This window comes from Mycolicibacterium diernhoferi (genome assembly GCF_019456655.1).
GTDB classification, from domain to species: Bacteria; Actinomycetota; Actinomycetes; order Mycobacteriales; family Mycobacteriaceae; genus Mycobacterium; species Mycobacterium diernhoferi.
Map to the genome: position 1 here is coordinate 940,632 of NZ_CP080332.1, position 24,864 is coordinate 965,495.

The following is a 24,864-nucleotide window of genomic DNA, read 5'->3' on the forward strand; positions in this document are numbered from 1 at the left end:
CGTTCGTCGAGATGGCCCACTCCATCGTGTGGGCTTCGGTGGCCACGGTGGACGCCGACAGCAAGCCTCGCACCCGGATCCTGCATCCCATCTGGGAGTGGGACGGCACCGACCTGTTCGGTTGGGTGGCGACGGTGCCGTCGAAGGTCAAACGTGAGCATCTCGCCGTGAACCCATACGTGTCGGTCAGCTACTGGGCCCCCAACCACGACACCTGCAGTGCGGAGTGCCTGGTCGAATGGTATTTCGATGAGACGACCCGAACTGCGGTGTGGGACAAGTTCGTCAACGCACCGCCGCCCCTGGGGTACGACCCCACGATCATCCCGGGCTGGGACTCACCGATGGCGCCGTCGTTCGCCGTACTGCGGTTGGCGCCGTACCGGCTGCGGGTCATGCCCGGCACGGTGATGACGGCCGGCCAGGGAGAAGTGCTCAGCTGGCGCGCGTGAGCAGCAGCGCGGATCCGATCGGCGCAATGCGCAGGAGATACCGCCACGGCGCATCGGCCACCGCTACGGCCTCCTTCAGCGGTACCACCCGCGGCTGCTCGACCAGTAGGCTGCGGCCGTCGATCTGCACCCGCCCGGAGCCGGAAGCCAGCAGGTTGCGGACCCAATCCGTGTCCGAGCCGTAGGGCAGGAGCACCGCGACACCGTCGGATGTCGGGAAGGCGGTCACCGGTGTGCGGTAGCCGGTTCCGGTCTTGCGCCCGACGTGGTCCACGGCCGCCCACAACGGGACATACCCGGCAAGGGGCTCGACCAGCGGGTTGACGTAGTTGCGGTTGAACTCGGCCCGTCGGCGCGCAAACAACATGCCCGAATTCTAGAGTCGGCGCAACGCCGCCGCGGGGTTGTCGCAGACATTGCGCAGCAGATTCTCAAACTGCGCCAGCAGATTACGAATAAACTCCGCGCTGTAGAGCGCGGTGCGGTAGCTGGCCTCCAGCACCATGGTGGTGCCGTTGTCCACGACATTGATGAACAGTTCGAACGTCTCGGCCCGGCGCACCAGGGTCTCATATCCCACGGTCAGACCGGTGTGCCGGATGTCGTCATCGCGGACATCGATGTTGAAGACGATGCTGACCAGAGGTGGACGGTTGCCGACCCGGGGCAGGCTGAGGTGCTGTAGCAGCGTGCCCATGCTGACGCCCTGGTGATCGTAGGCGTCCAGCAGTGCGCCGCGGGTGGCGCGCAGCGCGTCGGTGAAGCCGTCCACCTCGCTGATCTGCAGTCGCAGCGGCAGCAGATTCACGCAGTGCCCCACCAGATGTCCTTGACCATGGAAGGACTGACCGGCAGCGGCCAACCCGATGACGAGATCGTCCTGTCCGGTGCGCCGCTGCAGCAGTGCGGCGAAACCGGTCAACATGGTGGCCACCAGGCTGGCCCCGTGGGCGCTGCCCACGCTGCGCAACCGGGTGACCAGTTCGGCATCCAGCGGGCGGTCCACCCGGGCCGCCGACAGATCGTCATCGGCTGCCGGGCTGATATCGCCCGGCATCTGCGGCGGTGCGGGTACCTCGCGCAGCTGCTTGAGCCAATAGTCCTGGTGCAGTTGGCCTTCCCGCGATCGTAGGAAATGGTGCTCGATCGCGCTGTAGTCCGCGTAGCGCGGTGCCGCGGGTAGCTCGGCGCCGCGGCCCTCCACCTGTGCGGAGTACAGCGCGGCCAGCTCGCTGAGCACGACCGCTCCCGACCAGCCGTCGCACACCGCGTGGTGGGCGATGAACAGCAGTGCGTGGCGTTCGGCGCCGAGGCGGACCAGCCGGAACCGCACCAGCGGGCCGTTGCGCAGATCGAACCGGCTGCTCATCTCGTGTTCGTGGATCCGGTTCAGCGCCGCAGTACGGGTCGGCTCATCGAGACCGGACAGATCGTGCACCGCCAGATCCAGTTCGCGCGCGGTGTCGATCAGCAGTGACCGGCCGTCCCGGGAGAACCGGGCCCGCAGTGATTCGTGCCGGTCGAGCAGGGTCTGCAGGGCGTGCCGCAGGGCCCACTCATGGAGCTTGCCGTCCAAGCTCAGGCTCAGCCCTTCGTTGTAGGCGACGCTGTCGTCCCCGACGAAGCGTGCGGCCATCCACACCTCGCGCTGAGATTCGGTGCTGGGCAACGACATCGTGGCCCCGTCCGCGCTGACGGTGGCGCCGAACAGTTCGGCCGTGGGCGCCACGTCATCGAAGAACCCGCCCTGTTTCATCTGGGCGATGGCGTAGGCGAAGGCGTCGACGATGGACTGCACCTCGGCCTCGCCGTGCTCGGTGGTCAGATAGTTCGGCCGGGCGTCCCAGGCGTTCACTCCCGCCTCGCGCAGGAAGTAGTAGAACAGCTCGCCGAACGCGAGTTCCTGGGTCCATTCCGGTTTCATCAAGGAGCCGAACCGGCCGATGTGCATCGGCACACCCTCGGATCGGAACAGCGCATTCAGCCGGTCCACCAACCCCTCTGCGGTGGCATTGACCTGCTCCTGCAGGCCGGGATTGTTCTTCATGTGCTGCAGCGTGGCGTGCACCACGGCCATCGTCAGTGGGTGCCGGACGAAGGTGCCGGCAAAGTAGGTGACGCCGACCTCGGGCATCGAGTCGTCCCCGAACTGCCAGCTGCCCCCGTCGAGGGCATCCATGAACCGGGCGGTACCGGCCAGTGCGCCGACCGGCAGGCCGGCCCCGAAAACCTTGCCATAGCAGCCGATGTCGGCCTTCACGCCCCACACACCCTGAGCGCCGGCCCAATGCACCCGGAACCCGCACACCACCTCGTCCATGATCAGCGCGGCGCCACTCTCGTCGCAGATCTTGCGGACCTCGCGCACATAATCGGCGGGTTGCAGGTCGGGCTTGCGGGACTGCACCGGTTCGATGAGCACCGCCGCGAGTTCGTGCGCCCGTTCTCGCAGCACCGCAAGCGATTCCGCGGTGCCGTACTCCAGGACGATGGTGTTGGCCACGCTCTCCGCCGGGACGCCGGGTGCGGCGGGTACGGTGCGCCCGCTCGGGGTGCTGCGCACCAGCACCTCGTCGGTGATGCCGTGATAGTCGCCTTCGTGCTGCACGATCAGGTTGCGCCCGGTCACCGTGCGGGCCAGCCGGATGGCGGCCAGCACCGCCTCGGAACCGGTGTTGCAGAACGCGACCCGCTCGTGCCCGGTCATCTCACCGAACAGCTTGGCGCATTCGCCGGCCACCGCGTTCTGCGGGCCGATGATGATGTCCCGCTCGACCTGGGCGTGCACGGCCTCGACCAGGAAATCGGGCCGGTGCCCGAAGAAGACCGAACCGAAGCCGTTGGTGATGTCGACGTAGTCGTTGCCGTCGATGTCGGTGAACCGCGGGCCCTTGGAGGTGTCTGCCACGATCGGGTACACCAGGTCCTTCCACAGCGGCCGGAACCCCGACACCGCCCGCGGATCTGCCAGGTGGGGACGGTGCTCATCGGCATAGCTGCGGCTGCGGGCGGTCCGTGCGGTGTAGCGGGCGATGAACTCGTCCAGCGCCGCCCGCTGCCGGGGCGTCAGGGCCTCGTCGGCGTTCGTGCTGATCCGGGCGCCCGCGCCGAAGACCTTGGGTGCCGGGGTGTCCGCGCCGGATTCCAGCTGGGCCAACTGCGCGGCAAGGGCTGCGGGAGTGGGGAACTCCTCCAGCAGTTGCCGGAACCGCAGCGTCACCGAGCGACGCTGGTTGATCTGGGTGGTGATCTGGGTGAGCAGCAGCGAATCGAAACCCATCTCCAGGAAGGAGCGGTGATCGTCGTCGGGCCCGATGTCCACGCCGGCCACCTCGGCGAACAACGTCCGTACGAAGGCGGACATCCGGTCCGCCGGCTCGGCCCGTGTCTCATCCTGTGGCGCAGTCGATTCCGCCGCCTCCGCCGCGGCCGGAACCGGCAACCCCGCCTGCGGAGTCAGCCAGTGCCGGGTCTTGGCGAACGGATAGGTCGGCAGGCCGACCCGGATCCGGGTCTCCCCGGCGTGCACCCGGCGCGCATCGGTGTCCACGCCGGCAAGAAACAGCCGGGCCACCGCGGTGGCGAGGTGCTCGGCGTCGTCGGCACCGGCGGCGCCGGAGTGCGGGAGCGAGGCCACCGCGTCGACCCCGGACTGGCGGGCCGCGGCGGTGAGGTTCTGGCCCGGGCCGCATTCCAGCAGAACACAGCCCGGTGTCCCGGTGACGTGTGCCAGGGCGGGAGCGAAGCGCACCGCGTTGCGCAGTTGCTCTGCCCAGTAGTGCGGGTCCTGGGCCTGTTCGGCGGTGATCGGCAGCCCGGTCAGGCTGGAGTAGAACGGTAGCGCCGGTGCGCTGCGCGGGTACTGCGCGATCACCCGGGCGAAGGGTCCGACGATCGGGTCCATCATCGGTGAGTGGAACGCGTGGCTGGTGTGCAGGTCGGTGCTGGGTACCCCGACGGATTCCAGCTGCGTGCGCACCGTGTCGAGTTCGGCGTGGGGCCCGGACAGCACGGTCAGTTGCGGGGAGTTCACCCCCGCGACCGCCACCGATCCGGCCGGCAGCCCGTCGAGGACCGCCTGCGCATCCGGTTCGGACAGCCGCACCGCCAGCATCCCGCCCGCGGGCATGGACTGCATCAACCGGGCGCGTTCGGCGAGGATCAGCAGGGCATGCTCCAGTTCGAACACGCCGGCCAGGGTGGCGGCCACGAACTCGCCGACGCTGTGGCCGATCATGTTGTGCGGCTTGCACCCCCAGCTCATCCACTGTCTGGCGGTGGCGTAACTGATGGTGAAGATTGCCGGCTGGGCAAGTTGGGTGCCCCGCAGCACGCCGTCGTCGCCGGCGCCGAAGAGCACCTCGCGCAGATCGACTCCCAGGGCGGGCAGCAGAATGTCGGCGCACTGGTTGACCGCGCCGCGGAACACGCTCTCGGTTTCGTACAACCGGCGACCCATCCCGGTGTGCTGCGCGCCCTGGCCGGGGAAGCCGAACACCAGGTGTGGCCGGGCATGCGGATCGCGTCCGGTGCGGACGGCTCGGGGGTCGCTCAATCGGGCGGCCGCCTCCGCGGGGGTGCGGGCCACCACCGCGGCGCGGTACCGGTGGCGGTTACGGCCCACATCGAGCGTGTAGGCGACGTCGGCGAGGGACTCCGTGGAGCCCGCCAATGCGTCGGCGAGTTCGGTGATCTGGGCCTGCAGCGCCTCGGCCGAGCGTGCCGAGAGCCGCAGTACCTGCCATTCGCGGCGGGCCGGGCTGACCGGTCGGTCCGGCCCCTGCTCCAGGATGGCGTGGAAGTTGGTGCCGCCGAACCCGAATGAGGACAGCGCGCCGCGGCGTGGTCCATCGGTGACCCAGCGGTTGCGGGTGGCATTGACGAAGAAGGGGGAGGACTCGAACGCACAGTCCGGGTTGGGCGTGTCGACGTGCAGCGTGGCCGGGCGTTCACCGTGCCGCAGCATCAACGCCAGCTTGATGGTGCCGGCCATGGCGGCGGCGGCATCCAGGTGACCGATGTTGGTCTTCACGCTGCCGATCGCGCAGAAGCCCGTGTCGGCGGTGTCTTCGCGCCAGGACTCGGTGATCGCGGCGACCTCGATGGGATCCCCGAGCGGGGTTCCGGTGCCGTGGGCCTCCAGCACCCCGATGCTGCGGGCGTTGATCCCGGCCCGGTCGAGTGCGCTGCGCACCACGGCCCGTTGCCCGGCGATACTCGGCGCGGTGAAACTGGCCCGCGCGGCGCCGTCGTTGTTCAGTGCGGTGGCGCGAATGACCGCGTGGACGGTGTGCCCGTCGGCGATGGCGTCCTGCAGGCGGCGCAGCACCACACAGGCACCGCCGCCGGTCAGCACCATGCCGGTGGCCTCGGCGTCGAAGGCGCGCACCTTCCCGTCGGCGCTCAGCGCCCCGCCGGGGATGTGCTCGTGCCCGTGCCGGTACTGCCACGGCAGCGATGCGCCGCCGGCGAGTGCGACGTCGCAGTCGTCGGCCAGCAGCGCCTGGCACGCCAGATGCAGTGCCGCGCCACTGGATGAACACGCCGTCTGCACGCTCATCGCCGGGCCGGTCAGGCCGAGCTTGTAGGCGATGCGGGTGGCGGCGTAGTCCTTGTCGTTGCCCACCAGCGCGTAGCCCAGCCCGTAGTCGCCGGTCTGATCGTGGGGCAGGACGTTTCGGGTGAGGTAGCTGTTGGCGGCCACGCCGGCGTAGATCCCGGTGCGCAGAGTGCTTGTGGCGGTGGCCAGTCCGGCATCCTCGAAGGCGGCCACCGCGGTCTGCAGAAGCAACCGCTGCTGCGGGTCGATCCGTTCGGCCTCGTGCGGGGTGTAACCGAAGAAAGTGTGGTCAAAGGTGTCGGTGTCGGTCGCCCAGCCGCTCACCGGGACCCAGTCCGGGTTGGCCGGATCTTCCTCGAGCAGCTCCAGAGAATCCACCCCGTCGAGCAGATTGCGCCAGAACGTGCGTACGTCGGGGGCGCCGGGCACCCGGGCGGCCATGCCGACGATCGCGATGAGGTCGCCGTCGGCCGGGCGCGGGCGCCGCGGTGCAGCGGGTGCCACGACGGTGACCGGCTCGGGGGCGGCCAGCTTGGCGGCCACCCCGGCGATCGTCGGTGACTCGAAGAACGCCGTGATGGACAGCGGTGCACCCGGTGCCGACCCGCATTCGGCGTTGACGCGGGCGACCAGCCGGGTCGCCAGCAGCGAGTTGCCGCCCAGTTCGAAGAACGGGTCATCGACGCCCACCCCGGAGAAGCCCAGCAGGTCCTCCCAGAGGGTGGTCAACGTGCGCTCCAACTCGGCGGCGGGTGGGCGGTGGGCGGTGGCCAGCGCCGGGCGACCGAGCGCCGGTTCGGGCAGGGCCCTGCGGTCCACCTTGAAGCTGGCGTTGACCGGGAAGGCGTCCATGAAGGTGTAGGTCGCCGGGATCATGAAGTCCGGAAGGATCTGCGCCAGTTCGGCATTGAGTGCGGTGGGTGGCAGCGAAGCCGCGGTGCGCAGGTAAGCCGCCACGTAGCGCTCCCCGTCGGGCCGCGACGGTGCGGTCACCACGCTCTCCAGCACCCCGGGGATGCGGTTGAGCGCCTGTTCGATCTCACCGAGTTCCACCCGGTGGCCGCGGATCTTGACCTGATGGTCGATGCGGCCGTGGTAGAGGAACACGCCGTCGGCGCGTTGGCTGACCAGATCACCCGTGCGGTAAAGAGTTTCGCCGCCGAGTGGATCTGCGACGAACGCCGCGGCGGTCTGCTCGGGCAGATTGCGGTAGCCGGCGCCGACACAGACGCCCTGCACGCACATCTCGCCCTTCTCACCGGGAGCGACCGGACGCAGGTCGCGGTCGCGCACGGTCAGCACGATATCGGGCAGCGCGGTACCCAGCGGGCAGTCTCCGCCGGTGCTCAGGTCGGCATCGGTCACCTCGTGGGCGGCAATGGTGTCGGCGCATTCGGTGGGCCCGTAGCCGTTGAAGAGCACCGGGCGGGTGTCGGCATGGGTGAGCCAGCGGCGGAACCGGTCCAACCGCAACGCTTCCCCGAGGATCAACAACCGCCGCACCCCGGCCATCTGCGCGTAGCTCTGTGGGCTGCCGTCCTCGATCAGGCCGAGTAGGCCGGTGGGCGTGTGGTTCAGGGTGTTGACACCGAAGTCGACGATGGCGGCCCGGATCCGCGGCGGGTCGTAGACGGGGGAGTCGTAGAGCACCACGGTGCCGCCGCACAGCAGCGGAGAGCAGATGGCCTTGCTGGTGATGTCGAAGCCGATGGAGGTCGCCACCAGCGCCCGAGTGTCCGGTCCGACCCCGAACCCGTCGATCATCCAGCGGTTGACGTTCACCGCGCCACGCTGGAAGTTCAGGGTGCCCTTGGGTTTTCCGGTCGAGCCGGAGGTGTAGATGGAGTACACCAGGTCATCGGCGCGGCCCGCGGGCGGGTTGGCCGGGTCGGTGCCGTCGTCAGGGCCCAGTCGCACGACCCGCGTGTCGGTGGTGATCCCCATGGCGCGCAGTGCGTCGGCGTCACGGTCGGTGACGAGGGCGAACGGCTGGGCGTCGGCCAAGATCCCGTTGATGCGGGCGGCCGGGTAGGTCGGGTCCAGCGGGATGTAGTAGCCGCGGGCCTTGAGGATGCCCAGCAACGCGATCGGCAGCAGCGGGGTGCGGTCGCACAGGAAGGCCACCCCGGCACCCGGTGTCAGCCCGGCGTCGATCAGGCGGTGCGCGAGCCGGTTGGCCCGGCCGTTGAGCTCGGCGTAGGTCAGAGTGGCGTCGCGGTGCACGACGGCCTCGACGTCCGGGGTGCGGGCGGCCTGTTCGGCGAACAGGTCCTGGATGGTGCTCACGCGGCGGCCTTGCGGGCGCAGACGGTCAGGAAGCGCATGCCCGACACCTCGGTCTCGTATCGTTCGGCCACCTCCCAGCCCGCCCGGCCGAGCAGATACGGGTGGTTGTGGCAGAAGCTGAACTCACCGCCGTGCGGGCGGGATGCGGTCTCGGTGGTCAGGTCATAGCCGGCGTAGACCGGTTCGGTGATCAGCCACCAGCCGCCGCGTTCGGCCGTGATCCGGTAGAGCTCGGTGACCTTCTCCTCGGGCAGGTACTCCAGGACGCCGGCGTTGGAGAAGTACGCCCAGCCCGTGCCCGCGTTCGCGTCGATCCAGGACACCGCCTCGGCGGCGACGAACCCCAACCGGTCGTCGTGCTGCCAGCGGCGGGCGTTGGTGCGGGTCGCCTCGGCGTTGATGTCGACGCCGACGAAGCGCCCGATCTCGGGTAGTCGGTGGCTGAGGTACTCCAGGGCCAGCCCGTTGCCGCTGCCGATCTCGCACAGCGTGGGGCAGGTGCGGGCCGCCAGTTCCTCGCGCAGGAACGCCAGCGGGCGGGCGTGTTCGGCCAGGAACCACTGCTCGAACCGGTCGGCGATGCCCGGGTCGGTGCTGAACCGGGCACCGCCGGGCCCGGCCCAGAACCGCTGGTGCAGCGCGCTCAGGGCCGGCCAGTCGGCCGGGGTCGCACGGTGGGTCCAGCCGGCCATCATCAGCCGGTCGGTCGGCGAGAAGGTGGCCGGGTCGCCCTGTGCCAGCAGGGACCGGCCGTAGCGGGGCCGCAGGCGCAGCAGCGCGCGACCGAGGCCGATCTTGACCGCTCGCCGCCGGCCGGCCGCGGGAAGGGCGAACGGATAACGGATCCCGGCCTCGCGGATAGGTAGCTGATCTGTCACAGAGATTTCCCTAACTATGCATAATCGGGATGATTATCCGTTAAAGCAGGGATTTTGCACGAAGTCGAGAGTTTGCGATACCGCTGTGTGGGATTTGCCACGTACCGAGCTTGCGGGCCCGGCGGAAAGCGTCCACTACACCCTGTAGTTGCCGGGGCGGCGCTGACTGGGACACTGGAGGCCATGAGTTTGTCCGTATCGGCATCCGCAGCGTTGTTCGCCGACGCGTCCTCGGTGATCCCCGGAGGGGTGAACTCCCCGGTGCGGGCGTTCAGCGCAGTCGGCGGCACGCCGCGCTTCATCACCTCGGCCAACGGCTACTGGCTGACCGACGCCGACGGCAATCGCTACGTCGATCTGGTGTGCTCGTGGGGCCCGATGATCCTCGGCCATGCGCACCCCGAGATCGTCGAGGCCGTGCAGCGCGTCGCCGCGGACGGGCTGTCCTTCGGCGCCCCGACCCCCGCGGAGACCGAGCTGGCCCGCGAACTCGTCGACCGGGTCGGCCCGGTGGAGCGCATCCGGTTCGTCAACTCCGGCACCGAGGCGACCATGAGCGCCATCCGGCTGGCCCGCGGGTTCACCGGCCGCCCCAAGATCATCAAGTTCTCCGGCTGCTACCACGGCCACAGCGATGCCCTGCTGGCCGACGCCGGTTCCGGTGTGGCGACGCTGGGGCTGCCGTCCTCCCCGGGGGTCACCGGTGCGGCCGCCGCCGACACCATCGTGCTGCCCTATAACGACGTCGCCGCCGTGGAAGAAACCTTCGCCGCCCACGGTGAGCAGATCGCCTGCGTCATCACCGAGGCCAGCCCCGGCAACATGGGCACCGTGGCGCCGCTGCCCGGCTACAACGCGGCGCTACGCCGGATCACCGCCGCGTACGGCGCGCTGTTGATCCTCGACGAGGTGATGACCGGATTCCGGGTCAGCCGGGCCGGCTGGTACGGCCTCGATCCGGTAGACGCCGACCTGTTCACGTTCGGCAAGGTGATGAGCGGTGGGCTGCCCGCCGCCGCATTCGGGGGCCGCGCCGAGGTGATGGAACGGCTCGCGCCGCTCGGCCCGGTCTATCAGGCGGGCACGCTGTCCGGGAACCCGGTGGCCATGGCCGCCGGACTGGCCACCCTGCGCGCCGCCGACGACGCCGTCTACGCCACGCTCGACGCCAACGCCGACCGGTTGGACGCCCTGCTCACCGGGGCGCTCACCGAAGCCTCCGTCGCGCACCGGATCGCGCGCGCCGGAAGCTTCCTGACGGTCTTCTTCGGGGAGTCCACCCCCACCGACTTCGCCTCCGCCAAGGCCACCGAGACCTGGCGTTACCCGGCCTTCTTCCATGCGCTGCTGGACGCCGGGGTGTACCCGCCCTGCAGCGCCTTCGAGACGTGGTTCGTGTCAACGGCTCTCGATGACGATGCGTTCGACAAGATCGCCGCCGCCCTGCCGCACGCCGCCCGGGCTGCCGCGCAAGCCGCCAGGCCCATGCAGTGAGCGCCCCCGTCCGCACGACGGTGCACGTCATGCGTCACGGTGAGGTGTTCAATCCGGAGAAGGTGCTCTACGGCCGGTTGCCCGGCTACAACCTGTCCGACCGTGGCCGCGCGCAGGCCCAGTCGGCGGCGGACTGGCTCGCGTCCAAGGACGTCACCTACGTGGTGGCCTCGCCGCTGGAACGGGCGCAGCAGACCGCGGCGCCGATCGCCGCCGTGCACGGGCTGGACATCGATACAGACACCGATTTGATCGAATCGTGGAACGACTTCGAGGGAAAGCGGGTGGCGCCCGGCGACGGTGCCCTGCGTGACCCGCGGAACTGGCCCAAGCTGCGCAACCCGCGCAAACCGTCGTGGGGTGAGCCCTACGACGAGATCGCGCCGCGGATGATCGCCGCGTTGCACCGGGCCCGCAAGGAGGCGGCCGGGCACGAGGCCGTCTGCGTCAGCCACCAACTGCCGGTGGAGACGCTGCGCCGGGCGATGACCGGGCGCAAGCTGCCGCATCTCCCGCTGCCGAACAGCCGGCTGTGCAATCTGGCGTCGATCACCTCGTTCACCTTCGACGACGACCGCCTGATCCGGTGGGGTTATACGGAGCCCTGGGGTATCTAGTGAAACTGCTTGTCGCCCTGGCGATGTCGCTGGCGTTGCTGGTCACCGGCTGTAGTACCGGCGACGACGCCGTCGCTCAGGGCGGGACGTTCGAGTTCGTCGCGCCCGGCGGAAAGACCGACATCTTCTACGATCCGCCCGAATCGCGAGGCACTCCGGGCGCGCTGGCCGGACCGGATCTGATGGACCCGGACCGGACGCTGGCGTTGTCGGATTTCCCCGGCCAGGTCGTCGTGATCAACATCTGGGGTCAGTGGTGTGGCCCGTGCCGGTCGGAGATGCCGCATCTGCAGCAGGTCTACGACGACACGCGTGACCTCGGCGTGCAGTTCCTGGGCATCGATGTGCGAGACAACAACCGGGATGCCGCAGTCGATTTCATCACCGACCGAAACATCACCTTCCCGTCGATCTACGACCCGTCGATGCGCACCATGATCGCGTTCGGCGGGAAGTTCCCGACCACCGTCATCCCATCGACGCTGGTGCTGGACCGCCGGCACAGGGTGGCCGCGGTGTTCCTGCGTGAGCTGCTGGCCGAGGATCTGCAACCGGTGGTCGAACGCCTGGCGGCCGAAAAGTGATTGCGCGATGACCGATCTCATCACCGGTGGGCCGCTGCTGCTGGCCATCGGGCTGAGCCTGCTGGCCGGGTTGGTGTCGTTCGCGTCGCCGTGCGTGGTGCCGCTGGTGCCCGGATACCTGTCCTATCTCGCCGGCGTGGTCGGGGTCGCCGAGGGTTCGGTGGGGGCAGAGAACTCGGCGCGCGGGGGCCGCTGGCGGGTGGCCGGCGCGGCCGGCCTGTTCGTGGCGGGGTTCACCGTGGTGTTCCTGCTCGGCAGCGTCGCGGTGCTCGGCATGACCACCGCACTGATCACCAATCAGGAACTGCTGCAACGCATCGGCGGTGTGGTGACGATCGCGATGGGTCTGGTGTTCATCGGGTTCGTCCCGCTGCTGCAACGCGAGGCACGCTTCGCGCCGCGTCAGCTGTCCACGCTGGCGGGGGCGCCGTTGCTGGGGGCGGTCTTCGCGCTGGGCTGGACGCCGTGCCTGGGGCCGACCCTGACCGCGGTGATCGCGGTGTCCTCGGCCACCGAGGGGTCCGCGGTGGCGCGTGGGATCACCCTGGTGATCGCCTACTGCCTCGGCCTGGGACTGCCGTTCATCCTGCTCGCCTTCGGGTCGGCGCGGGCGGTCCGCGGACTGGGCTGGCTGCGGGCGCACACCCGCGGCATCCAGGTTTTCGGCGGGATTCTGATGATCGCGGTGGGTGTCGCGCTGGTGACCGGATTGTGGGGAGATTTTGTGGCCTGGGTGCGCGATGCCTTCGTCAGCGATGTGAGGTTGCCGATATGAGAGCGCTCAGAAACGCGTGGGCGCTGATCCGCAACACCTGGCGCACGCTCACCTCGATGGGCACCGCGCTGGTGCTGCTGTTCCTGTTGGCGCTGGCCGCCATCCCGGGAGCGCTGCTGCCCCAGCGCAGCCTGAACGCCGCCAAGGTCGACGCGTACCTCGTCGAGCACCCCACCATCGGGCCCTGGCTGGACCGGCTACAGGGCTTCGACGTGTTCTCCAGCTTCTGGTTCACCGCCATCTATGTGCTGTTGTTCGTCTCGCTGGTCGGCTGTCTGACCCCGCGCCTGTTCGAGCACATCAAGAGCCTGCGCGCGGTGCCGGTGCCCGCGCCGCGCAACCTGTCCCGGCTGCCCAAGCATCACGAGGCCGAGGTGGCGGCGGAGCCGGCGCGGCTGGCGGCGACCATGAACGAGCGGCTGAGGGGCTGGCGGCGCACCACCCGCCACACCGGTGAGGCCGGCGAGGTCACCGAGATTTCGGCGGAGAAGGGATACCTGCGCGAGTTCGGCAACATCGTCTTCCACTTCTCGCTGCTGGGTCTGCTGGTGGCCATCGCCGCGGGCAAGCTGTTCGGCTACGAGGGCAACGTCATCGTCATCGCCGACGGCGGTCCCGGTTTCTGCTCGGCATCGCCGGCCGCCTTCGATTCGTTCCGCGCGGGCAACACCGTCGACGGCACCTCGCTGTACCCGATCTGCGTGAAGGTCAACGATTTCGACGCCGACTACCTGCCCAGCGGGCAGGCGCTCACCTTCGCGGCCAACATCGAGTACCAGGCCGGTGACGACCTGACCACCAACACCTGGAACGACTACCGCCTCGAGGTCAACCATCCGCTGCGGGTCGGCGGGGACCGGGTGTACCTGCAGGGCCACGGCTACGCGCCGACGTTCACCGTCACCTTCCCGGACGGTCAGTTCCGCACCCAGACGGTGCAGTGGCGTCCCGACGACCCGCAGACACTGCTGTCCTCCGGGGTGATCCGGGTGGACCCGCCCGCCGGCAGCTACCCCGACGCCGACGAGCGCCGCAAACAACAGATCGCGATCCAGGGTCTGTTCGCGCCGACCGAGCACCTGGAGGGCACCCTGCTGTCCTCCAGCTTCCCGGCGCTGAACAAGCCGGCGGTGGCCGTCGACATCTACCGCGGCGACACCGGCCTGGACACCGGCCGCCCGCAGTCCATCTTCGATCTGGATCCCCGGCTGATCGGCCAGGGCCGGCTCAACAAGGAGGCCCGGGTCAACCTCGGGGTGGGCGAGGAGACGCGGCTCGACGACGGCACCACCGTTCGTTTCGACGGTGCCGTGCCGTTCATCAACCTGCAGGTGTCCCACGATCCGGCGCAGATCTGGGTGCTGGTGTTCTCGCTGACCATGATGGCCGGGTTGGTGGTGTCGCTGGTGGTGCGGCGCCGACGCGTCTGGGTTCGGATTACGCCCGGTCCTGCGGGTACCGTGAGCGTCGAGCTCGGGGGATTGGCCCGCACCGACAATTCCGGGTGGGGCGACGAGTTCGAGCGGTTGACGGACCGACTGCTCACGGACGGGAAGTAAGGGCTTGTGAACAGCACAGACATCGATATCGAGCTGGCCAGGTATTCGGACTGGGCCTTCACCTCATCGGTGCTGGTGCTGGTGCTGGCGCTGCTGTTGCTGGCCGTGGAGCTGGCCTACTCGCGCAGCCGCAAGGTGGAGGCCCGCGAACTGGTCTCGGCCGGCGCGGGCTCCGCGGTGGACCCAGCCAGTGCGACACCCGGCATCGTGGTCGACTCCTCCCGCACCGTCGACGAACGCATCGGCCGGGCCGGGGTGGCCCTGGCCTACGCCGGCATCGTCCTGCTCGCGGCGTGCATCGTGCTGCGTGGGCTGGCCACCGCGCGGGTGCCGTGGGGCAACATGTACGAGTTCATCAACCTGACCTGCTTCTCCGGTCTGGTGGCCGCCGCGGTCGTGCTGCGCCGTCCGCAGTACCGCGGACTGTGGGTGTTCGTGCTGCCGCCAGTGCTGATCCTGCTGACCGTGTCGGGCAAGTGGCTCTACACCCACGCCGCGCCGGTGATGCCCGCGCTGCAGTCCTACTGGCTGCCGATCCACGTCTCGGTGGTCAGCCTCGGCTCGGGTGTGTTCCTGGTCGCCGGTGTGGCCAGCGTGCTGTTCCTGCTCAAGATGTCGTCATTCGCCCAGCGTGACAACGGGTTCGGCCGGATGTTGTCGAGGCTGCCGGACGCCCAGTTGCTGGACCGCATCGCCTACCGCACCACGATCTTCGCCTTCCCGGTGTTCGGTTTCGGCGTCATCTTCGGCGCCATCTGGGCCGAGGAGGCGTGGGGGCGGTACTGGGGCTGGGATCCCAAGGAGACGGTGTCGTTCATCGCCTGGGTGGTCTACGCCGCGTACCTGCACGCCCGCTCGACCGCCGGCTGGCGGGACAAGAAGGCCGCCTGGATCAACGTCGTCGGGTTCATCGCGATGATCTTCAACCTGTTCTTCATCAACCTGGTGACCGTGGGTCTGCACTCGTACGCCGGGGTGGGCTGAGCGTGGTGACCGGGGGGCTGGAGCGTGGCGACCGGGGGATGACTCCCTGTTTCCGGGAGCAGCAGCGGTTTTCCGATCCGGGGCAGGAGCCGCCCCCGGAATGGACCGCGCCGACGCCCCCGCACGGCTTCCCGGCGCAACCGCTGCAGACGGCGCCACCGGTGCCCCCGGCGCCGCCGGTGACCGGGCCGAGCGCGGCAGATCCCCCGCCGGAACTCCCGCCGCAGACCAGCCCGGTGCCGTTACCCGCGCCGTACCTGGACCTGTCCACCGTCGCCCTGCTCGGGCAGCCCAAGCAGGCGCCGACGCGAGGTTGGCGGCGGTGGCTGTATCTGGGCACCTTCAAGCTCGTCAATCTCGGGGAGAGTCCCGAGGTCACCAGCCAGACCACCCTGATCGAAGAGGCCGGCCGGCCGTTGCGTGGCTGCTACCGGATCGCGGTGCTGTCCTTGAAGGGCGGTGTCGGCAAGACCACCGTCACCGCGACTCTGGGCGCCACGTTCGCCTCCACCCGCGGGGACCGGGTGATCGCGGTGGACGCCAATCCGGATCGCGGCACCCTGAGCCAGAAGGTGCCACTGGAGACCCCGGCCACGGTGCGGCATCTGCTGCGCGACGCCGAGGGCATCACCAGCTACAGCGATGTCCGCCGCTACACCTCGCAGGGGCCGAGTCGGCTGGAGGTGCTGGCCTCGGAGTCGGACCCGGCGGTGTCCAAGGCGTTCAGCTCATCGGACTACGCCCGGACGGTGGAGGTGCTGGAGCGTTACTACAGCCTGGTGCTCACCGACTGCGGCACCGGGATGCTGCATTCGGCGATGGCGGCGGTGCTGGCGAAGGCCGATGTGCTGATCGTCGTCAGCTCGGGTTCGGTGGACGGTGCGCGCTCGGCCTCGGCGACGCTGGACTGGCTGGACGCGCACGGCCATCAGGATCTGGTGCGCAACGCGGTCGCGGTGGTCAATGCGGTGCGTCCGCGTTCCGGCAAGGTGGATCTGCAGAAGGTGGTCGACCACTTTTCGCGGCGGTGCCGCGCGGTGCTGCAGGTGCCCTTCGACCCGCATCTGGAAGAGGGCGCGGAGATCAGCCTGGAACGGCTCAAACCGGCGACCCGTCAGGCGCTGCTCGAGCTGGCGGCGGTGGTCGCCCGCGACTTCCCCGCTCCGGGGCATCCGGCGAACTGACCCGCCGAACCGACACAGCTCAGTTGCGCGGGTTGTCCTTGGGATCCAGCCGGCGCAGGAAGTCGGGATCGTCGTCGGGCCCGATCACCCGGGGACGCGGGCGCTCTGCCGATGCGCGCAGCAATCGGTATGTCGCGAATGCAAGCCCGGCCACCATCAGGACCAGGAGTAAGTACTGCAAGCCAATAACCTCCTTGCTCCGAATATACGCGTCTCCTCGGTAGGCTCGGACCGTGTCTGAATCTCGGCTGGGTCCCCGCATGTTGCGTGATGTCGGTGCCTACCTGTTCGCCCGGCTGGCGCTGGCCGCGGCGCTCACCGCGGTGATCATCGGCGTCGGTCATCTCGTCGGTCTGCGCGAATTCCCGGTGGTGGTGGCGGTGCTGTTCGCGCTCGTGCTGGCGTTGCCGCTGGGCATCTGGGTCTTCGCGCCGCTGCGCCGGCGGGCCACCGCCAGCATCGCCGAGTTCGATGAGCGCCGCCGGCAGGACAAGCAGGATCTGCAGGCCCGCCTGCGCGGCGAGGACAGCTAGCCGGGTCAGCTCAGCGCGAGCGCCAGCGCCACGGCCACCGACAGCACCAGCATGGTCAGGCCGGTGTCCCGCAACACCGGGATCAGGTCCTTGCCGCCCAGTCCGCGCCGCACCGGTGCGGCCGCCCGCAGGGCCGGCGGCAGCGCCAGCAGTCCGGCCGCGGCCCACGGCGTCGCCGCGATGAGCGCCAGGGCCGCCACGAACGCCACCACCAGCAGCACCTGGAACAGCACGCGGGTGCGGGCGTCCCCGAGGCGCACCGCCAGCGTGATCTTCCCGGACTCGCTGTCGGTCGGGATGTCTCGCAAGTTGTTGGCCACCAGCACCGCCGAGGACAACGATCCGATGGCGACGGCCAGCAGCACACCGACCCAGTCCACCCGCATCGCCTGGGTGTACTGGGTGCCCAGCACCGCGACCAGCCCGAAGAACACGAACACCGCGATCTCACCGAACCCGCGGTAGCCGTACGGTTTGGAGCCGCCGGTGTACAGCCAGGCCCCTGCGATGCACACGGCGCCGATCGCGATCAGCCACGGTTGGCTGACGATCGCCAACGCCAGGCCCGCCGCGGCGCCGACCGTCAGGCTCACCAGCGCGGCGGTCAGCACCGCTCGCGGGGAGGCCACCTTCGAGCCCACCAGACGCAGCGGACCGCTGCGCACATCGTCGGTGCCGCGGATGCCGTCCGAGTAGTCGTTGGCGTAGTTCACGCCGACGATCAGGGCCAGCGAGACCAGCAGCGCGAGCAGCGCCTTCCACCAGACCGCTTCCCCCAGCCACGCCGCGGCGCCGGTGCCGGCGATGACGGGAGCCACCGCGTTCGGGAGGGTGCGCGGACGGGCGCCCTCGATCCATTGCGCGAAGCTAGCCACGCCGCCAATCGTTGCATGACCTGAACGGGGTGACGTGGCGCACCTTGTCACATCGGTGGGACCGCATGAGACTGGGCAGATGACTGACCGACTCAGCAAGAGTGAAATCGCCAAGGACGCGCTGCAAGAGGGCGTGGAATCGGTGGCATCGACGGTGGGGGAGGTAGCGTCCATCATCACCACCGCGGTCAAGGACGTGGCCGGCGCGATCGGCGGGCTGGCCACCGACGCCTTCGCCATCCGGGATGCGGCCATCCAGGCCGCCGAACGTGCCGATCTGGACGGTCAGTCCGACCACTGATGCTCGGAGTCATCGGCGGTAGCGGCTTCTACACCTTCTTCGGGCCCGACGCGCGGGCCATCAACCTCGACACCCCGTACGGCGCTCCGAGCGCGGCGATCACGGTCGGCACCATCGCCGGCCATGAGGTGGCATTCCTGCCCCGGCACGGTCTCAACCACGAATTCTCGCCGCACACCGTGCCGTACCGCGCGAACATGTGGGCGCTGCGGGCGCTGGGCGTGCGGCGGGTCTTCGCGCCCTGCGCGGTCGGCAGCCTGACCCCGGCGCTGGGGCCGGGATCGATGGTGGTGCCGGACCAACTGGTCGACCGGACCAGTGGCCGCGCCGACACCTACTTCGACGCCGGCGGTATTCACGTGGGCTTCGCCGACCCGTACTGCCCGTCGCTGCGGGCCGCGGCATCGGATCTGCCCGGCGTCGTCGACGGCGGCACCATGGTCGTCATCCAGGGCCCCCGGTTCTCCACCCGCGCCGAGAGCAGGTGGTTCGCCGGTCAGGGCTTCACCCTCGTCAACATGACCGGGTACCCGGAGGCCGTGCTCGCGCGCGAGCTCGAGATGTGTTACGCCGCGCTGGCACTGGTGACGGATCTGGATGCCGGGGTGGAAACCGGCGCGGGCGTGCGGGCCGTCGACGTGTTCGCGGAATTCGAGCGCAACATCGCCGGCTTCAAGAAGTTGGTGCATGAAGCCATCGCGCGGGTCGACCCCGAACGGGCCTGTACGCACTGCCTGGCGCACGAGGGCGTCATGCTGCCGTTCGAACTTCCCTAGGGACCCGGCCGCCCGGACACTTGACGGGTGTCGATAATGGGCGGATGACAACTACATCCGGGGCCTTCTGCGCGCAATACGGCATCGACTTCCCGCTGTTCGCCTTCAGCCACTGCCGCGATGTGGTGGCCGCGGTCTCCAACGCGGGCGGGTTCGGCGTGCTCGGCGGGGCCGCGTACACCCCCGAACAGCTCGACCAGGAGCTGACCTGGATCGATGAGCATGTCAACGGCAAGCCGTACGGCATCGACATCATCGTGCCCGCCAAGTTCGAGGGCAAGGGCGAGAAGCTGTCCAGCGACGATCTGGCGACGCGGATCCCGGAGGGGTACCGCGAGTTCGTCAACAAGCTGCTCGCCGACCACGGCATCGAACCCGACACCCGGGTGCGTACCGGTCGGCCGCTGCTTGCCGGCGGCAACGGCAAGGAACTGCTCGAGGTCGCGATGAGCCACCCGATCAGGATGATGGCCAATGCCCTGGGCGTGCCGCCGGACTACATGATCGAGGCGGGCCGCGAGCGCGGTATCCCGGTGGCCGCGCTGGTCGGCGCCAAGGAGCACGCGCTCAAGCAGGTCGCTGCGGGCGTGGACCTGATCGTCGCGCAGGGCACCGAGGCCGGGGGGCATTGCGGCGAGGTCAGCACGCTGGTCGTGGTTCCGGAGGTCATCGACGCGATCGACGACGCGGTGCCGGTACTGGCCGCCGGCGGCATCGTCACCGGACGGCAGATGGCAGCCGCGGTCGCGATGGGCGCGGTCGGGGCCTGGACCGGTTCGGTGTGGTTGACGACGGAGGAGGCCGAGACCGAGCCGCACACCGTCACCAAGATGCTGGCCGCCGGGTCCCGGGACACCGTGCGATCGGCCGGGCGCACCGGTAAGCCCTCACGCCAGCTGCGCTCCGACTGGACCGACGCCTGGGCGCCGAATCCCGGTGGGCAGCAGCCGCTTCCGCTGCCGTTGCAGAACATGCTGTCCGAACCCGTGCTGCGCCGCATCGACAACCTGGCCACCCAGGGCCATGAGGGCGCGCGGGCGCTGTCGACCTATTTCGTCGGCCAGGGTGTGGGGCTGATGACCAAGGTCAAGCCGGCCCGCGACGTGGTGCTGGAATTCATCGAGGACTATCTGGCGGCCACCGAACGGCTGAGCAGCTCGTTGCCGGACTGATTGCGGCGCTGACCGATACTGGACGGGTGCCGACAGCCGAACTCGTCCTGCTGGGGGTCGTCGCGCTGCTGGCCGCCGGGCTGATCACCTTCCTGGTGCTGTTCCTGGTCGCGCGCCACCAACTGGGTGACGCGCGCCGCGAACTCGACCGGGTGCGCACCCAGCAGGACGAGCGCCGTCGCCGGCGCCGCCTCGGTGTCGCGCCGCTGGCGATCAAGACGGTCTTCCAGACCGCGGACATGCTGATCAACAAGGGGTTGGGCGCGGTCGTGCGTAACTCGATCGAGGATCTGGCGGGCTGGGCGCAGGTGGAGCGGCCCGACCTGGCCCGGCTCACCGCCGACGGCCGGGTGGTCATCGTGTTCTCCGATATCGAGGGATCGACGGAGCTCAACGAGTCGATGGGTGACAAGGCGTGGGTTCGCTTGTTGGGCAAGCACAACAAGCTGATCGAATCGTCGGTCGGCCGCCACGGCGGACATGTCGTGAAGAACCAGGGCGACGGTTTCATGGTGGCCTTCGCCGACCCGGAGAACGCGGTGCGCTGCAGCGCCGACGTGCAGGACGCGTTGGCGCAGCAGCCGTTCCGGGTGCGCATCGGCGTGCACATGGGCACCTCGGTGCGGCGCGGGGAGGACCTGTTCGGTCTCGACGTCGCGCTGGCGGCGCGGGTCGCCGGTCAGGCCGACGGCGGCGAGATCCTGGTCAGTGCGCCGGTCGCCGAGGCCGTCGCGGATTCCGACGGCATCCGGCTGGGTGTGCCGCGGCAGGTCGAACTCAAAGGGCTGCGCGGTACCCACCTGGTGTACCCGGTGGCCGGGTCAGCGGGTGCTGGTGGCTGAGGTGCCTTGGGCGGCATCGGATTTGGGTGCGGCAGGCTTCTGATCGGCAGCCTTGATGAGCTTGGCCGCCCACTCGGCGCCCAGCTTGACCAGCCCGGACTCCTGGTAGCGGACGTGGGAGTCCCAGTCGCGGCCCAGGGAGCAGACCGGGTCGGCGGGCGCGCACAGGTCCGCGGTGCGGGCCCCGTAGACCATGCTCATCCTGGTGAGCGGGTTACCGATGCGGGCCGACGGGTTGCCGAACACCACGATCGAGGTGATGCGCGGGGCCAGTGCGGCGGGCAGTGGCGCGGTGTAGCCGAGACCGGCGATCGGCGCGGTGGCCACCACGTCGACGACGGCGGCACCCTGCGAGTAGCCGCCCAGCACGATCTTGGTCTTCGGGCACTGGGCGGCGATGGTCTGGACGCGCTTGCTCATATCGTTGGCGCCGATCGCGGCCTTCATGAAGTCCCACGTCGCCGGATACTTCACCGCATAGGTGCTGACCGACTTGCCCTTCACCATGGGCTTGAGGGTGTCGACGAAGGCCTTGCCGACCTTGCCGATGCCGGGCGCCTCGTCGGTGCCGCGGGCGAAGATGACCTCGATATCGGAGCATTCCGGGGCCGCCGACGCGGACGGGGCGGCGAAGGCACTGAGGGCGACCGCCAGTGCCGCCGCTGTGAGTGCAGCCAATGTACGGGCGGCCATTCTGGTTTCTCCTCGTCGTGGACCTGTCCGCTATCTGCCCCGATCAATACCCATCATTATTCACATTAGTCACTCTATTAACATCCGTGCCAATTCTGTGACCAAGGCAGCAGGGCATCCCGGGTGCATCGCGGGGAGCGGAAACGCTAGGTGGAGACCGGGCTGAGCTGGGAAATCTCCCCGGTCGCCTGGAACAGGACCCGGCGCGCGATGTCGACGGCGTGATCGGCGAAACGCTCGTAGAACCGGCTCAGCAGCACCACATCGGTGGCCGCGGCGACACCGTCGTGCCACTGGCTGCCCAGTACGAGCGCCAGCAACTGGCGGTGCAGATCATTCATCGCCGCGTCGCCGTCCTGGATGCGGCGGGCTTCCTCGACATCGCCGGTGAGGACGGCGTGCTCGGCCCATTCGGCGAGTTCGACGGTGCGCTGCCCCATCTCCGCGAACAGGTCCAGGGTGGCCACCGGGGAGGCCATCCCGGTGCGGGTCCGGGTGCTGATACCGGCGATGTTGGTGGCCAACGCGCCCATCCGGTCGGCATTGGCCGCGATCGAGAACGCCGACATGACCACCCGCAGATCGTGTGCGACCGGGGCGTGCCGGGCCAGCAGGGAAAAGGCGAGCTGGTCCACGCAATCGTTGAGCTCGTCGAGCCGGGTGAGTCCGGTGCGGACGCGCCGGGCCGCCTCGGTATCGGCATGCACGACGGCCGCGGTGGCGTCGGCCGCGGTGGCCGCCGCGATCCCACACATCTCACCGAGCTCGGCCGTCAGCCGGTCCAGTTGTGCGTGGAATTCGGTCCGCATGGTCTGAGGGGGTACCCATTTGGGGTGCTGTCAAACTAGCCAGATGTCGGTTCTGCGGCTGGCGGCTCCGGTCGGCTTGGCTTTTCTGCCCCTGGGTGCGGCGCTGGGTCTGCTGGTGGTGCACGCCGGGTTGGCCTGGTGGTGGGCGCCGGTGTTCGCGGCGGTGATCTACGCCGGGTCACTGGAATTCCTGATGGTCGGGCTGGCCGCGGCCGGAGCGCCCATCGCGACAGCGGCCCTGACCGCGTTGATCGTGAACTCCCGGCACATCTTCTATGCGCTGTCGTTCCCGCTGTACCGGGTCCGCGGCGTGCCCGGCAAGCTCTACAGCACCTATGTGCTCTCCGACGAGGCCTACGCGGTGGCGGTCAGCCCGGTCGCCGAGAACTGGACCGGGCGCCAGATCCTGACCGTGCAGGCGGCACTGCACCTGACCTGGACCCTATCGGCCGCGGCCGGCGGGTTGCTCGGGGTGGCGCTGCCACTGGAGCGACTGCACGGCCTGGAGTTCGCCCTGACCGCCCTGTTCATCGTGCTGGCCATCGACGCCTACCGGCAGCACCCCGACCGGCTCACCGCGGTGGCCGCGGTGCTGTGTGCGGTCCTCGCCTGGCTGCTGGTGCCCGGGCAGATGCTGGTGTGGGCGTTCGCGGGGTTCACCGTCCTGCTGCTGGCCCGGTTCCTGACCCGGCCCGGACGTGCCGATGCCTGATCCGGGGCACATCGCCGCCCTGGTGGCGGTCAGCGCCGCGATCACCTGGGCGCTGCGGGCGCTGCCGTTCGCGGTGCTGGCGCCGATGCGGCACAGCGCGGTGGTCCGCTATCTGAGCCTGCACATGCCGCTCGGGGTGATGGCGATGCTCGCCCTCTACACCGTCCGCGACGTCCCGCAAGCACCTGGGCGCCAACAACTCTGGCTGCTGATCGCGGTCCTGGTGACGGCCGGTCTGCAGCTGTGGTGGCGGCACGCGTTGCTGTCCATCTTCATCGGCACCGGTATTTATGTGGCGTTGATGTCGCTGTAGGTGAGACAGTGGTGCGCCGTGAGCATCCTGTTCTGCGGCACGGACCTGGCCGCGCGTATCGAGCACGCCGAAGCAAACCTCATCGGCGCCGTGGTCGGTGCGGCCAAACGCCGGGGCACCGACGGATTCGCGCTGCCGCTGGCCGGTGGGGTAGCCGCCTTCGCCGAACCGGATGCACCGTTCAACAAGGTGGTGGGACTCGGATTCGCCGGCGTACCGAGCGAGCAGGACATGGACGCGATCGAATGCGCCTATGCGGCACACGGATCACCCACCCCGGTCGAGTTGAGTTCGTTGGCCGATCCGCAGTAACTGCTCGGTGCCCGCGGCTACCGGGTGACCGCCTTCGAGGACGTCCTCGGCCGCACACTGGACGGGGACCTGGGACAGAGCCCGGCGGGGATCGAGGTGCGCCCGGCCCGCGCCGAGGAACTCGACGCCTGGGTCGACGTCCTGGTCGAGGGTTTCGCGCATCCGGACGACGAGGGGGTGCCCACCCCCGAAGAGTTCCCCCGCGACGTGGTGGACCGGGCCGAACGCGACTTCCAGAATGCCGGTGTGACACCGTATGTGGCGCTGATCGACGGAGACATCGCCGGGGGCGGCTGTCTGCACATCACCGCTCGCGTGGCCCAGCTGGCCGGCGCGGCGACCGCCCCGGCTCACCGACGCCGCGGTGTGCAGACGGCCCTGCTGAGCACCCGGCTGCGCATCGCCGCGCAGGCCGGCGCGGATCTCGCGGTGGTCACCACCGCACCCGGCTCACCTTCGCAACGCAACGCGCAGCATCGCGGATTCCACCTGCTCTACACCCGCGCGATCCTCGTCAAAGACGCTCAGTAGAGCATCTTTCGGTAGTTCTCCTCGCTGTAGTAGGCCTGCAGTTCCGCCACGCTCTGATCGGGCTGGAAAGACCTGGCGAGCTCCGCGGTGCTGGGCATCACCTCGGGCGTCCAGGTCTGCGGTTGCCAGGTGTCCGAGCGTAGGAAGGCCTTGGAACAGTGGAAGAACACCTCCTCGATCGCGACCTCCAGGGCCAGGATCGGCCGTTTGCCCTTGACCACCAGCGCATCGAAATAGTCTGCGTCCGAAAGGATCCGGGCGCTGCCGTTGATCCGCAGCGTGTCCCCGCGGCCGGGAATGACGAACAGCGTGCCCACATGCGGGTTGGTCAACACGTTCAGGTAGCCGTCCACCCGCTTGTTGCCGGGCCGCTCGGGTATCGCGATGGTGGTGTCGTCGATGATGTGCACGAAGCCCGGCGGGTCACCCTTGGGGGAGACGTCCACTCGTCCGTCGGCATCGGTGGTGGCCACGAAACACAAGGGGGAGTGCGACACCCAGTCCCGGTGCACATCCAGCAGTCGGGGGCTCACCTTGTCCGCGACCGCGGGACGCGGATGCCCCACGATCGCCCGGAGCTGATCGACGGAGGTGACCTCGACGCGTTGGGTGCCCATGGGCA

23 protein-coding genes and 1 pseudogene are annotated in these 24,864 nt (G+C 69.2%); 16 read left to right on the forward strand and 8 right to left on the reverse strand.

Features of this window, described 5'->3' with window-relative positions:
* Positions 1–11 precede the first annotated feature (11 nt).
* Entirely contained in the window at positions 12–452 is a 441-nt protein-coding gene (locus tag K0O62_RS04460) for a pyridoxamine 5'-phosphate oxidase family protein (protein WP_073857197.1), read from the forward strand.
* Here the strand turns inward: K0O62_RS04460 and K0O62_RS04465 are convergent.
* The 3 genes from K0O62_RS04465 to K0O62_RS04475 are packed head-to-tail and all read right to left on the reverse strand — an operon-like array spanning position 436 to position 9,176.
* On the reverse strand, positions 436–819 hold the full coding sequence (locus K0O62_RS04465; RefSeq protein ID WP_073857112.1) for a nitroreductase family deazaflavin-dependent oxidoreductase: 384 nt from the start codon (positions 817–819) through the stop codon (positions 436–438). The two genes, K0O62_RS04460 and K0O62_RS04465, sit on opposite strands and share 17 nt — an antisense overlap.
* A 9-nt stretch (positions 820–828) precedes the next feature.
* Complete coding sequence (locus K0O62_RS04470) at positions 829–8,298, reverse strand: hybrid non-ribosomal peptide synthetase/type I polyketide synthase (RefSeq protein WP_083603714.1); 7,470 nt, start codon at positions 8,296–8,298, stop codon at positions 829–831.
* Entirely contained in the window at positions 8,295–9,176 is an 882-nt protein-coding gene (locus K0O62_RS04475; RefSeq protein WP_073857111.1) for a class I SAM-dependent methyltransferase, read from the reverse strand. The genes K0O62_RS04470 and K0O62_RS04475 overlap by 4 nt, the downstream gene beginning before the upstream one ends.
* 183 nt (positions 9,177–9,359) lie before the next feature.
* Here K0O62_RS04475 and hemL point away from each other — a divergent pair, with 183 nt between their 5' ends.
* Genes hemL through K0O62_RS04510 form a run of 7 tightly spaced genes read left to right on the forward strand, consistent with a single transcriptional unit; the run spans position 9,360 to position 16,373 of the window.
* Positions 9,360–10,670, forward strand: coding sequence for a glutamate-1-semialdehyde 2,1-aminomutase (gene hemL, locus K0O62_RS04480; protein ID WP_073857110.1), 1,311 nt, complete (start codon positions 9,360–9,362; stop codon positions 10,668–10,670).
* A gap of 29 nt (positions 10,671–10,699) precedes the next feature.
* Positions 10,700–11,287 carry a histidine phosphatase family protein gene (locus tag K0O62_RS04485; protein ID WP_073857109.1) on the forward strand — a complete coding sequence of 196 codons (588 nt, stop codon included), beginning with the start codon at positions 10,700–10,702 and terminating at the stop codon, positions 11,285–11,287.
* Positions 11,288–11,310: 23 nt separating this feature from the next.
* Complete coding sequence (locus K0O62_RS04490) at positions 11,311–11,871, forward strand: TlpA disulfide reductase family protein (protein WP_073857196.1); 561 nt, start codon at positions 11,311–11,313, stop codon at positions 11,869–11,871.
* A gap of 7 nt (positions 11,872–11,878) precedes the next feature.
* Positions 11,879–12,646, forward strand: a complete 768-nt coding sequence (locus K0O62_RS04495; RefSeq protein WP_073857108.1) for a cytochrome c biogenesis CcdA family protein — start codon at positions 11,879–11,881, stop codon at positions 12,644–12,646.
* Positions 12,643–14,205: a cytochrome c biogenesis protein ResB gene (resB, locus tag K0O62_RS04500; RefSeq protein ID WP_073857107.1), complete on the forward strand. Its 1,563-nt coding sequence runs from the start codon at positions 12,643–12,645 to the stop codon at positions 14,203–14,205. Before K0O62_RS04495 ends, resB begins: the two co-directional genes overlap by 4 nt.
* 6 nt (positions 14,206–14,211) lie before the next feature.
* The gene (ccsB, locus tag K0O62_RS04505) at positions 14,212–15,189 is read left to right on the forward strand and encodes a c-type cytochrome biogenesis protein CcsB (protein ID WP_073857106.1); all 978 of its coding nucleotides are present in this window, start codon (positions 14,212–14,214) and stop codon (positions 15,187–15,189) included.
* A 38-nt stretch (positions 15,190–15,227) separates the two neighbouring features.
* Positions 15,228–16,373, forward strand: a complete 1,146-nt coding sequence (locus K0O62_RS04510; protein ID WP_073857195.1) for a MinD/ParA family ATP-binding protein — start codon at positions 15,228–15,230, stop codon at positions 16,371–16,373.
* A gap of 19 nt (positions 16,374–16,392) precedes the next feature.
* On the opposite strand, the gene K0O62_RS04515 is transcribed toward K0O62_RS04510, so the two are convergent.
* The gene (locus tag K0O62_RS04515; RefSeq protein WP_097933631.1) at positions 16,393–16,554 is read right to left on the reverse strand and encodes a hypothetical protein; all 162 of its coding nucleotides are present in this window, start codon (positions 16,552–16,554) and stop codon (positions 16,393–16,395) included.
* Between the two features lie 79 nt (positions 16,555–16,633).
* Between K0O62_RS04515 and K0O62_RS04520 the strand changes: the two genes are divergently transcribed.
* Entirely contained in the window at positions 16,634–16,906 is a 273-nt protein-coding gene (locus K0O62_RS04520) for a DUF4229 domain-containing protein (protein WP_205870720.1), read from the forward strand.
* 5 nt (positions 16,907–16,911) lie between these two features.
* Here the strand turns inward: K0O62_RS04520 and K0O62_RS04525 are convergent, their stop codons facing one another.
* Positions 16,912–17,781, reverse strand: a complete 870-nt coding sequence (locus K0O62_RS04525) for a 1,4-dihydroxy-2-naphthoate polyprenyltransferase (RefSeq protein ID WP_073857104.1) — start codon at positions 17,779–17,781, stop codon at positions 16,912–16,914.
* Between the two features lie 79 nt (positions 17,782–17,860).
* Here K0O62_RS04525 and K0O62_RS04530 point away from each other — a divergent pair, with 79 nt between their 5' ends.
* The 4 genes from K0O62_RS04530 to K0O62_RS04545 are packed head-to-tail and all read left to right on the forward strand — an operon-like array spanning position 17,861 to position 20,872.
* Positions 17,861–18,082 carry a hypothetical protein gene (locus tag K0O62_RS04530; protein WP_073857103.1) on the forward strand — a complete coding sequence of 74 codons (222 nt, stop codon included), beginning with the start codon at positions 17,861–17,863 and terminating at the stop codon, positions 18,080–18,082.
* Entirely contained in the window at positions 18,079–18,858 is a 780-nt protein-coding gene (locus K0O62_RS04535; RefSeq protein WP_205870719.1) for an S-methyl-5'-thioadenosine phosphorylase, read from the forward strand. Before K0O62_RS04530 ends, K0O62_RS04535 begins: the two co-directional genes overlap by 4 nt.
* A gap of 44 nt (positions 18,859–18,902) precedes the next feature.
* Positions 18,903–20,030, forward strand: a complete 1,128-nt coding sequence (locus K0O62_RS04540) for a nitronate monooxygenase (RefSeq protein WP_073857101.1) — start codon at positions 18,903–18,905, stop codon at positions 20,028–20,030.
* A gap of 26 nt (positions 20,031–20,056) precedes the next feature.
* Positions 20,057–20,872, forward strand: coding sequence for an adenylate/guanylate cyclase domain-containing protein (locus tag K0O62_RS04545; RefSeq protein ID WP_073857100.1), 816 nt, complete (start codon positions 20,057–20,059; stop codon positions 20,870–20,872).
* On the opposite strand, the gene K0O62_RS04550 is transcribed toward K0O62_RS04545, so the two are convergent.
* Together K0O62_RS04550 and phoU are read right to left on the reverse strand one after the other, a co-directional pair.
* Positions 20,852–21,565, reverse strand: a complete 714-nt coding sequence (locus K0O62_RS04550) for a cutinase family protein (RefSeq protein ID WP_073857099.1) — start codon at positions 21,563–21,565, stop codon at positions 20,852–20,854. The genes K0O62_RS04545 and K0O62_RS04550 overlap by 21 nt on opposite strands.
* 146 nt (positions 21,566–21,711) lie before the next feature.
* A complete protein-coding gene (gene phoU / locus K0O62_RS04555; RefSeq protein ID WP_073857098.1) occupies positions 21,712–22,374 on the reverse strand; it encodes a phosphate signaling complex protein PhoU in 663 nt (220 codons plus the stop codon).
* Between the two features lie 43 nt (positions 22,375–22,417).
* Between phoU and K0O62_RS04560 the strand changes: the two genes are divergently transcribed.
* The 3 genes and pseudogenes from K0O62_RS04560 (at position 22,418) to K0O62_RS04570 (ending at position 24,242) form a co-directional block, all read left to right on the forward strand.
* Entirely contained in the window at positions 22,418–23,086 is a 669-nt protein-coding gene (locus K0O62_RS04560) for an AzlC family ABC transporter permease (protein ID WP_073857097.1), read from the forward strand.
* Positions 23,079–23,399: a branched-chain amino acid transport AzlD family protein gene (locus tag K0O62_RS04565; protein WP_073857194.1), complete on the forward strand. Its 321-nt coding sequence runs from the start codon at positions 23,079–23,081 to the stop codon at positions 23,397–23,399. The genes K0O62_RS04560 and K0O62_RS04565 overlap by 8 nt, the downstream gene beginning before the upstream one ends.
* Positions 23,400–23,426: 27 nt before the next feature.
* Positions 23,427–24,242, forward strand: a pseudogene (locus K0O62_RS04570) (GNAT family N-acetyltransferase).
* Here K0O62_RS04570 and K0O62_RS04575 read toward each other — a convergent pair.
* Positions 24,236–24,859 (reverse strand): pyridoxamine 5'-phosphate oxidase family protein, encoded by a 624-nt coding sequence (locus tag K0O62_RS04575; protein WP_073857096.1) that lies wholly within the window; start codon positions 24,857–24,859, stop codon positions 24,236–24,238. The pseudogene K0O62_RS04570 and the gene K0O62_RS04575 sit on opposite strands and share 7 nt — an antisense overlap.
* Positions 24,860–24,864: the final 5 nt, after the last annotated feature.

Excerpts from the sequence above, each read along its gene's own strand:
- K0O62_RS04460 (WP_073857197.1), top strand. The coding sequence starts at position 12 with ATGGCCCACTCCATCGTGTGGGCTTCGGTGGCCACGGTGGACGCCGAC.
- K0O62_RS04465 (WP_073857112.1), bottom strand. The coding sequence starts at position 819 with ATGTTGTTTGCGCGCCGACGGGCCGAGTTCAACCGCAACTACGTCAAC.
- hemL (WP_073857110.1), top strand. The coding sequence starts at position 9,360 with ATGAGTTTGTCCGTATCGGCATCCGCAGCGTTGTTCGCCGACGCGTCC.
- K0O62_RS04485 (WP_073857109.1), top strand. The coding sequence starts at position 10,700 with ATGCGTCACGGTGAGGTGTTCAATCCGGAGAAGGTGCTCTACGGCCGG.
- K0O62_RS04490 (WP_073857196.1), top strand. The coding sequence starts at position 11,311 with ATGTCGCTGGCGTTGCTGGTCACCGGCTGTAGTACCGGCGACGACGCC.
- K0O62_RS04495 (WP_073857108.1), top strand. The coding sequence starts at position 11,879 with ATGACCGATCTCATCACCGGTGGGCCGCTGCTGCTGGCCATCGGGCTG.
- resB (WP_073857107.1), top strand. The coding sequence starts at position 12,643 with ATGAGAGCGCTCAGAAACGCGTGGGCGCTGATCCGCAACACCTGGCGC.
- K0O62_RS04510 (WP_073857195.1), top strand. The coding sequence starts at position 15,228 with ATGACTCCCTGTTTCCGGGAGCAGCAGCGGTTTTCCGATCCGGGGCAG.
- K0O62_RS04520 (WP_205870720.1), top strand. The coding sequence starts at position 16,634 with ATGTTGCGTGATGTCGGTGCCTACCTGTTCGCCCGGCTGGCGCTGGCC.
- K0O62_RS04530 (WP_073857103.1), top strand. The coding sequence starts at position 17,861 with ATGACTGACCGACTCAGCAAGAGTGAAATCGCCAAGGACGCGCTGCAA.
- K0O62_RS04540 (WP_073857101.1), top strand. The coding sequence starts at position 18,903 with ATGACAACTACATCCGGGGCCTTCTGCGCGCAATACGGCATCGACTTC.
- K0O62_RS04550 (WP_073857099.1), bottom strand. The coding sequence starts at position 21,565 with ATGGCCGCCCGTACATTGGCTGCACTCACAGCGGCGGCACTGGCGGTC.
- phoU (WP_073857098.1), bottom strand. The coding sequence starts at position 22,374 with ATGCGGACCGAATTCCACGCACAACTGGACCGGCTGACGGCCGAGCTC.
- K0O62_RS04560 (WP_073857097.1), top strand. The coding sequence starts at position 22,418 with ATGTCGGTTCTGCGGCTGGCGGCTCCGGTCGGCTTGGCTTTTCTGCCC.
- K0O62_RS04565 (WP_073857194.1), top strand. The coding sequence starts at position 23,079 with ATGCCTGATCCGGGGCACATCGCCGCCCTGGTGGCGGTCAGCGCCGCG.
- K0O62_RS04575 (WP_073857096.1), bottom strand. The coding sequence starts at position 24,859 with ATGGGCACCCAACGCGTCGAGGTCACCTCCGTCGATCAGCTCCGGGCG.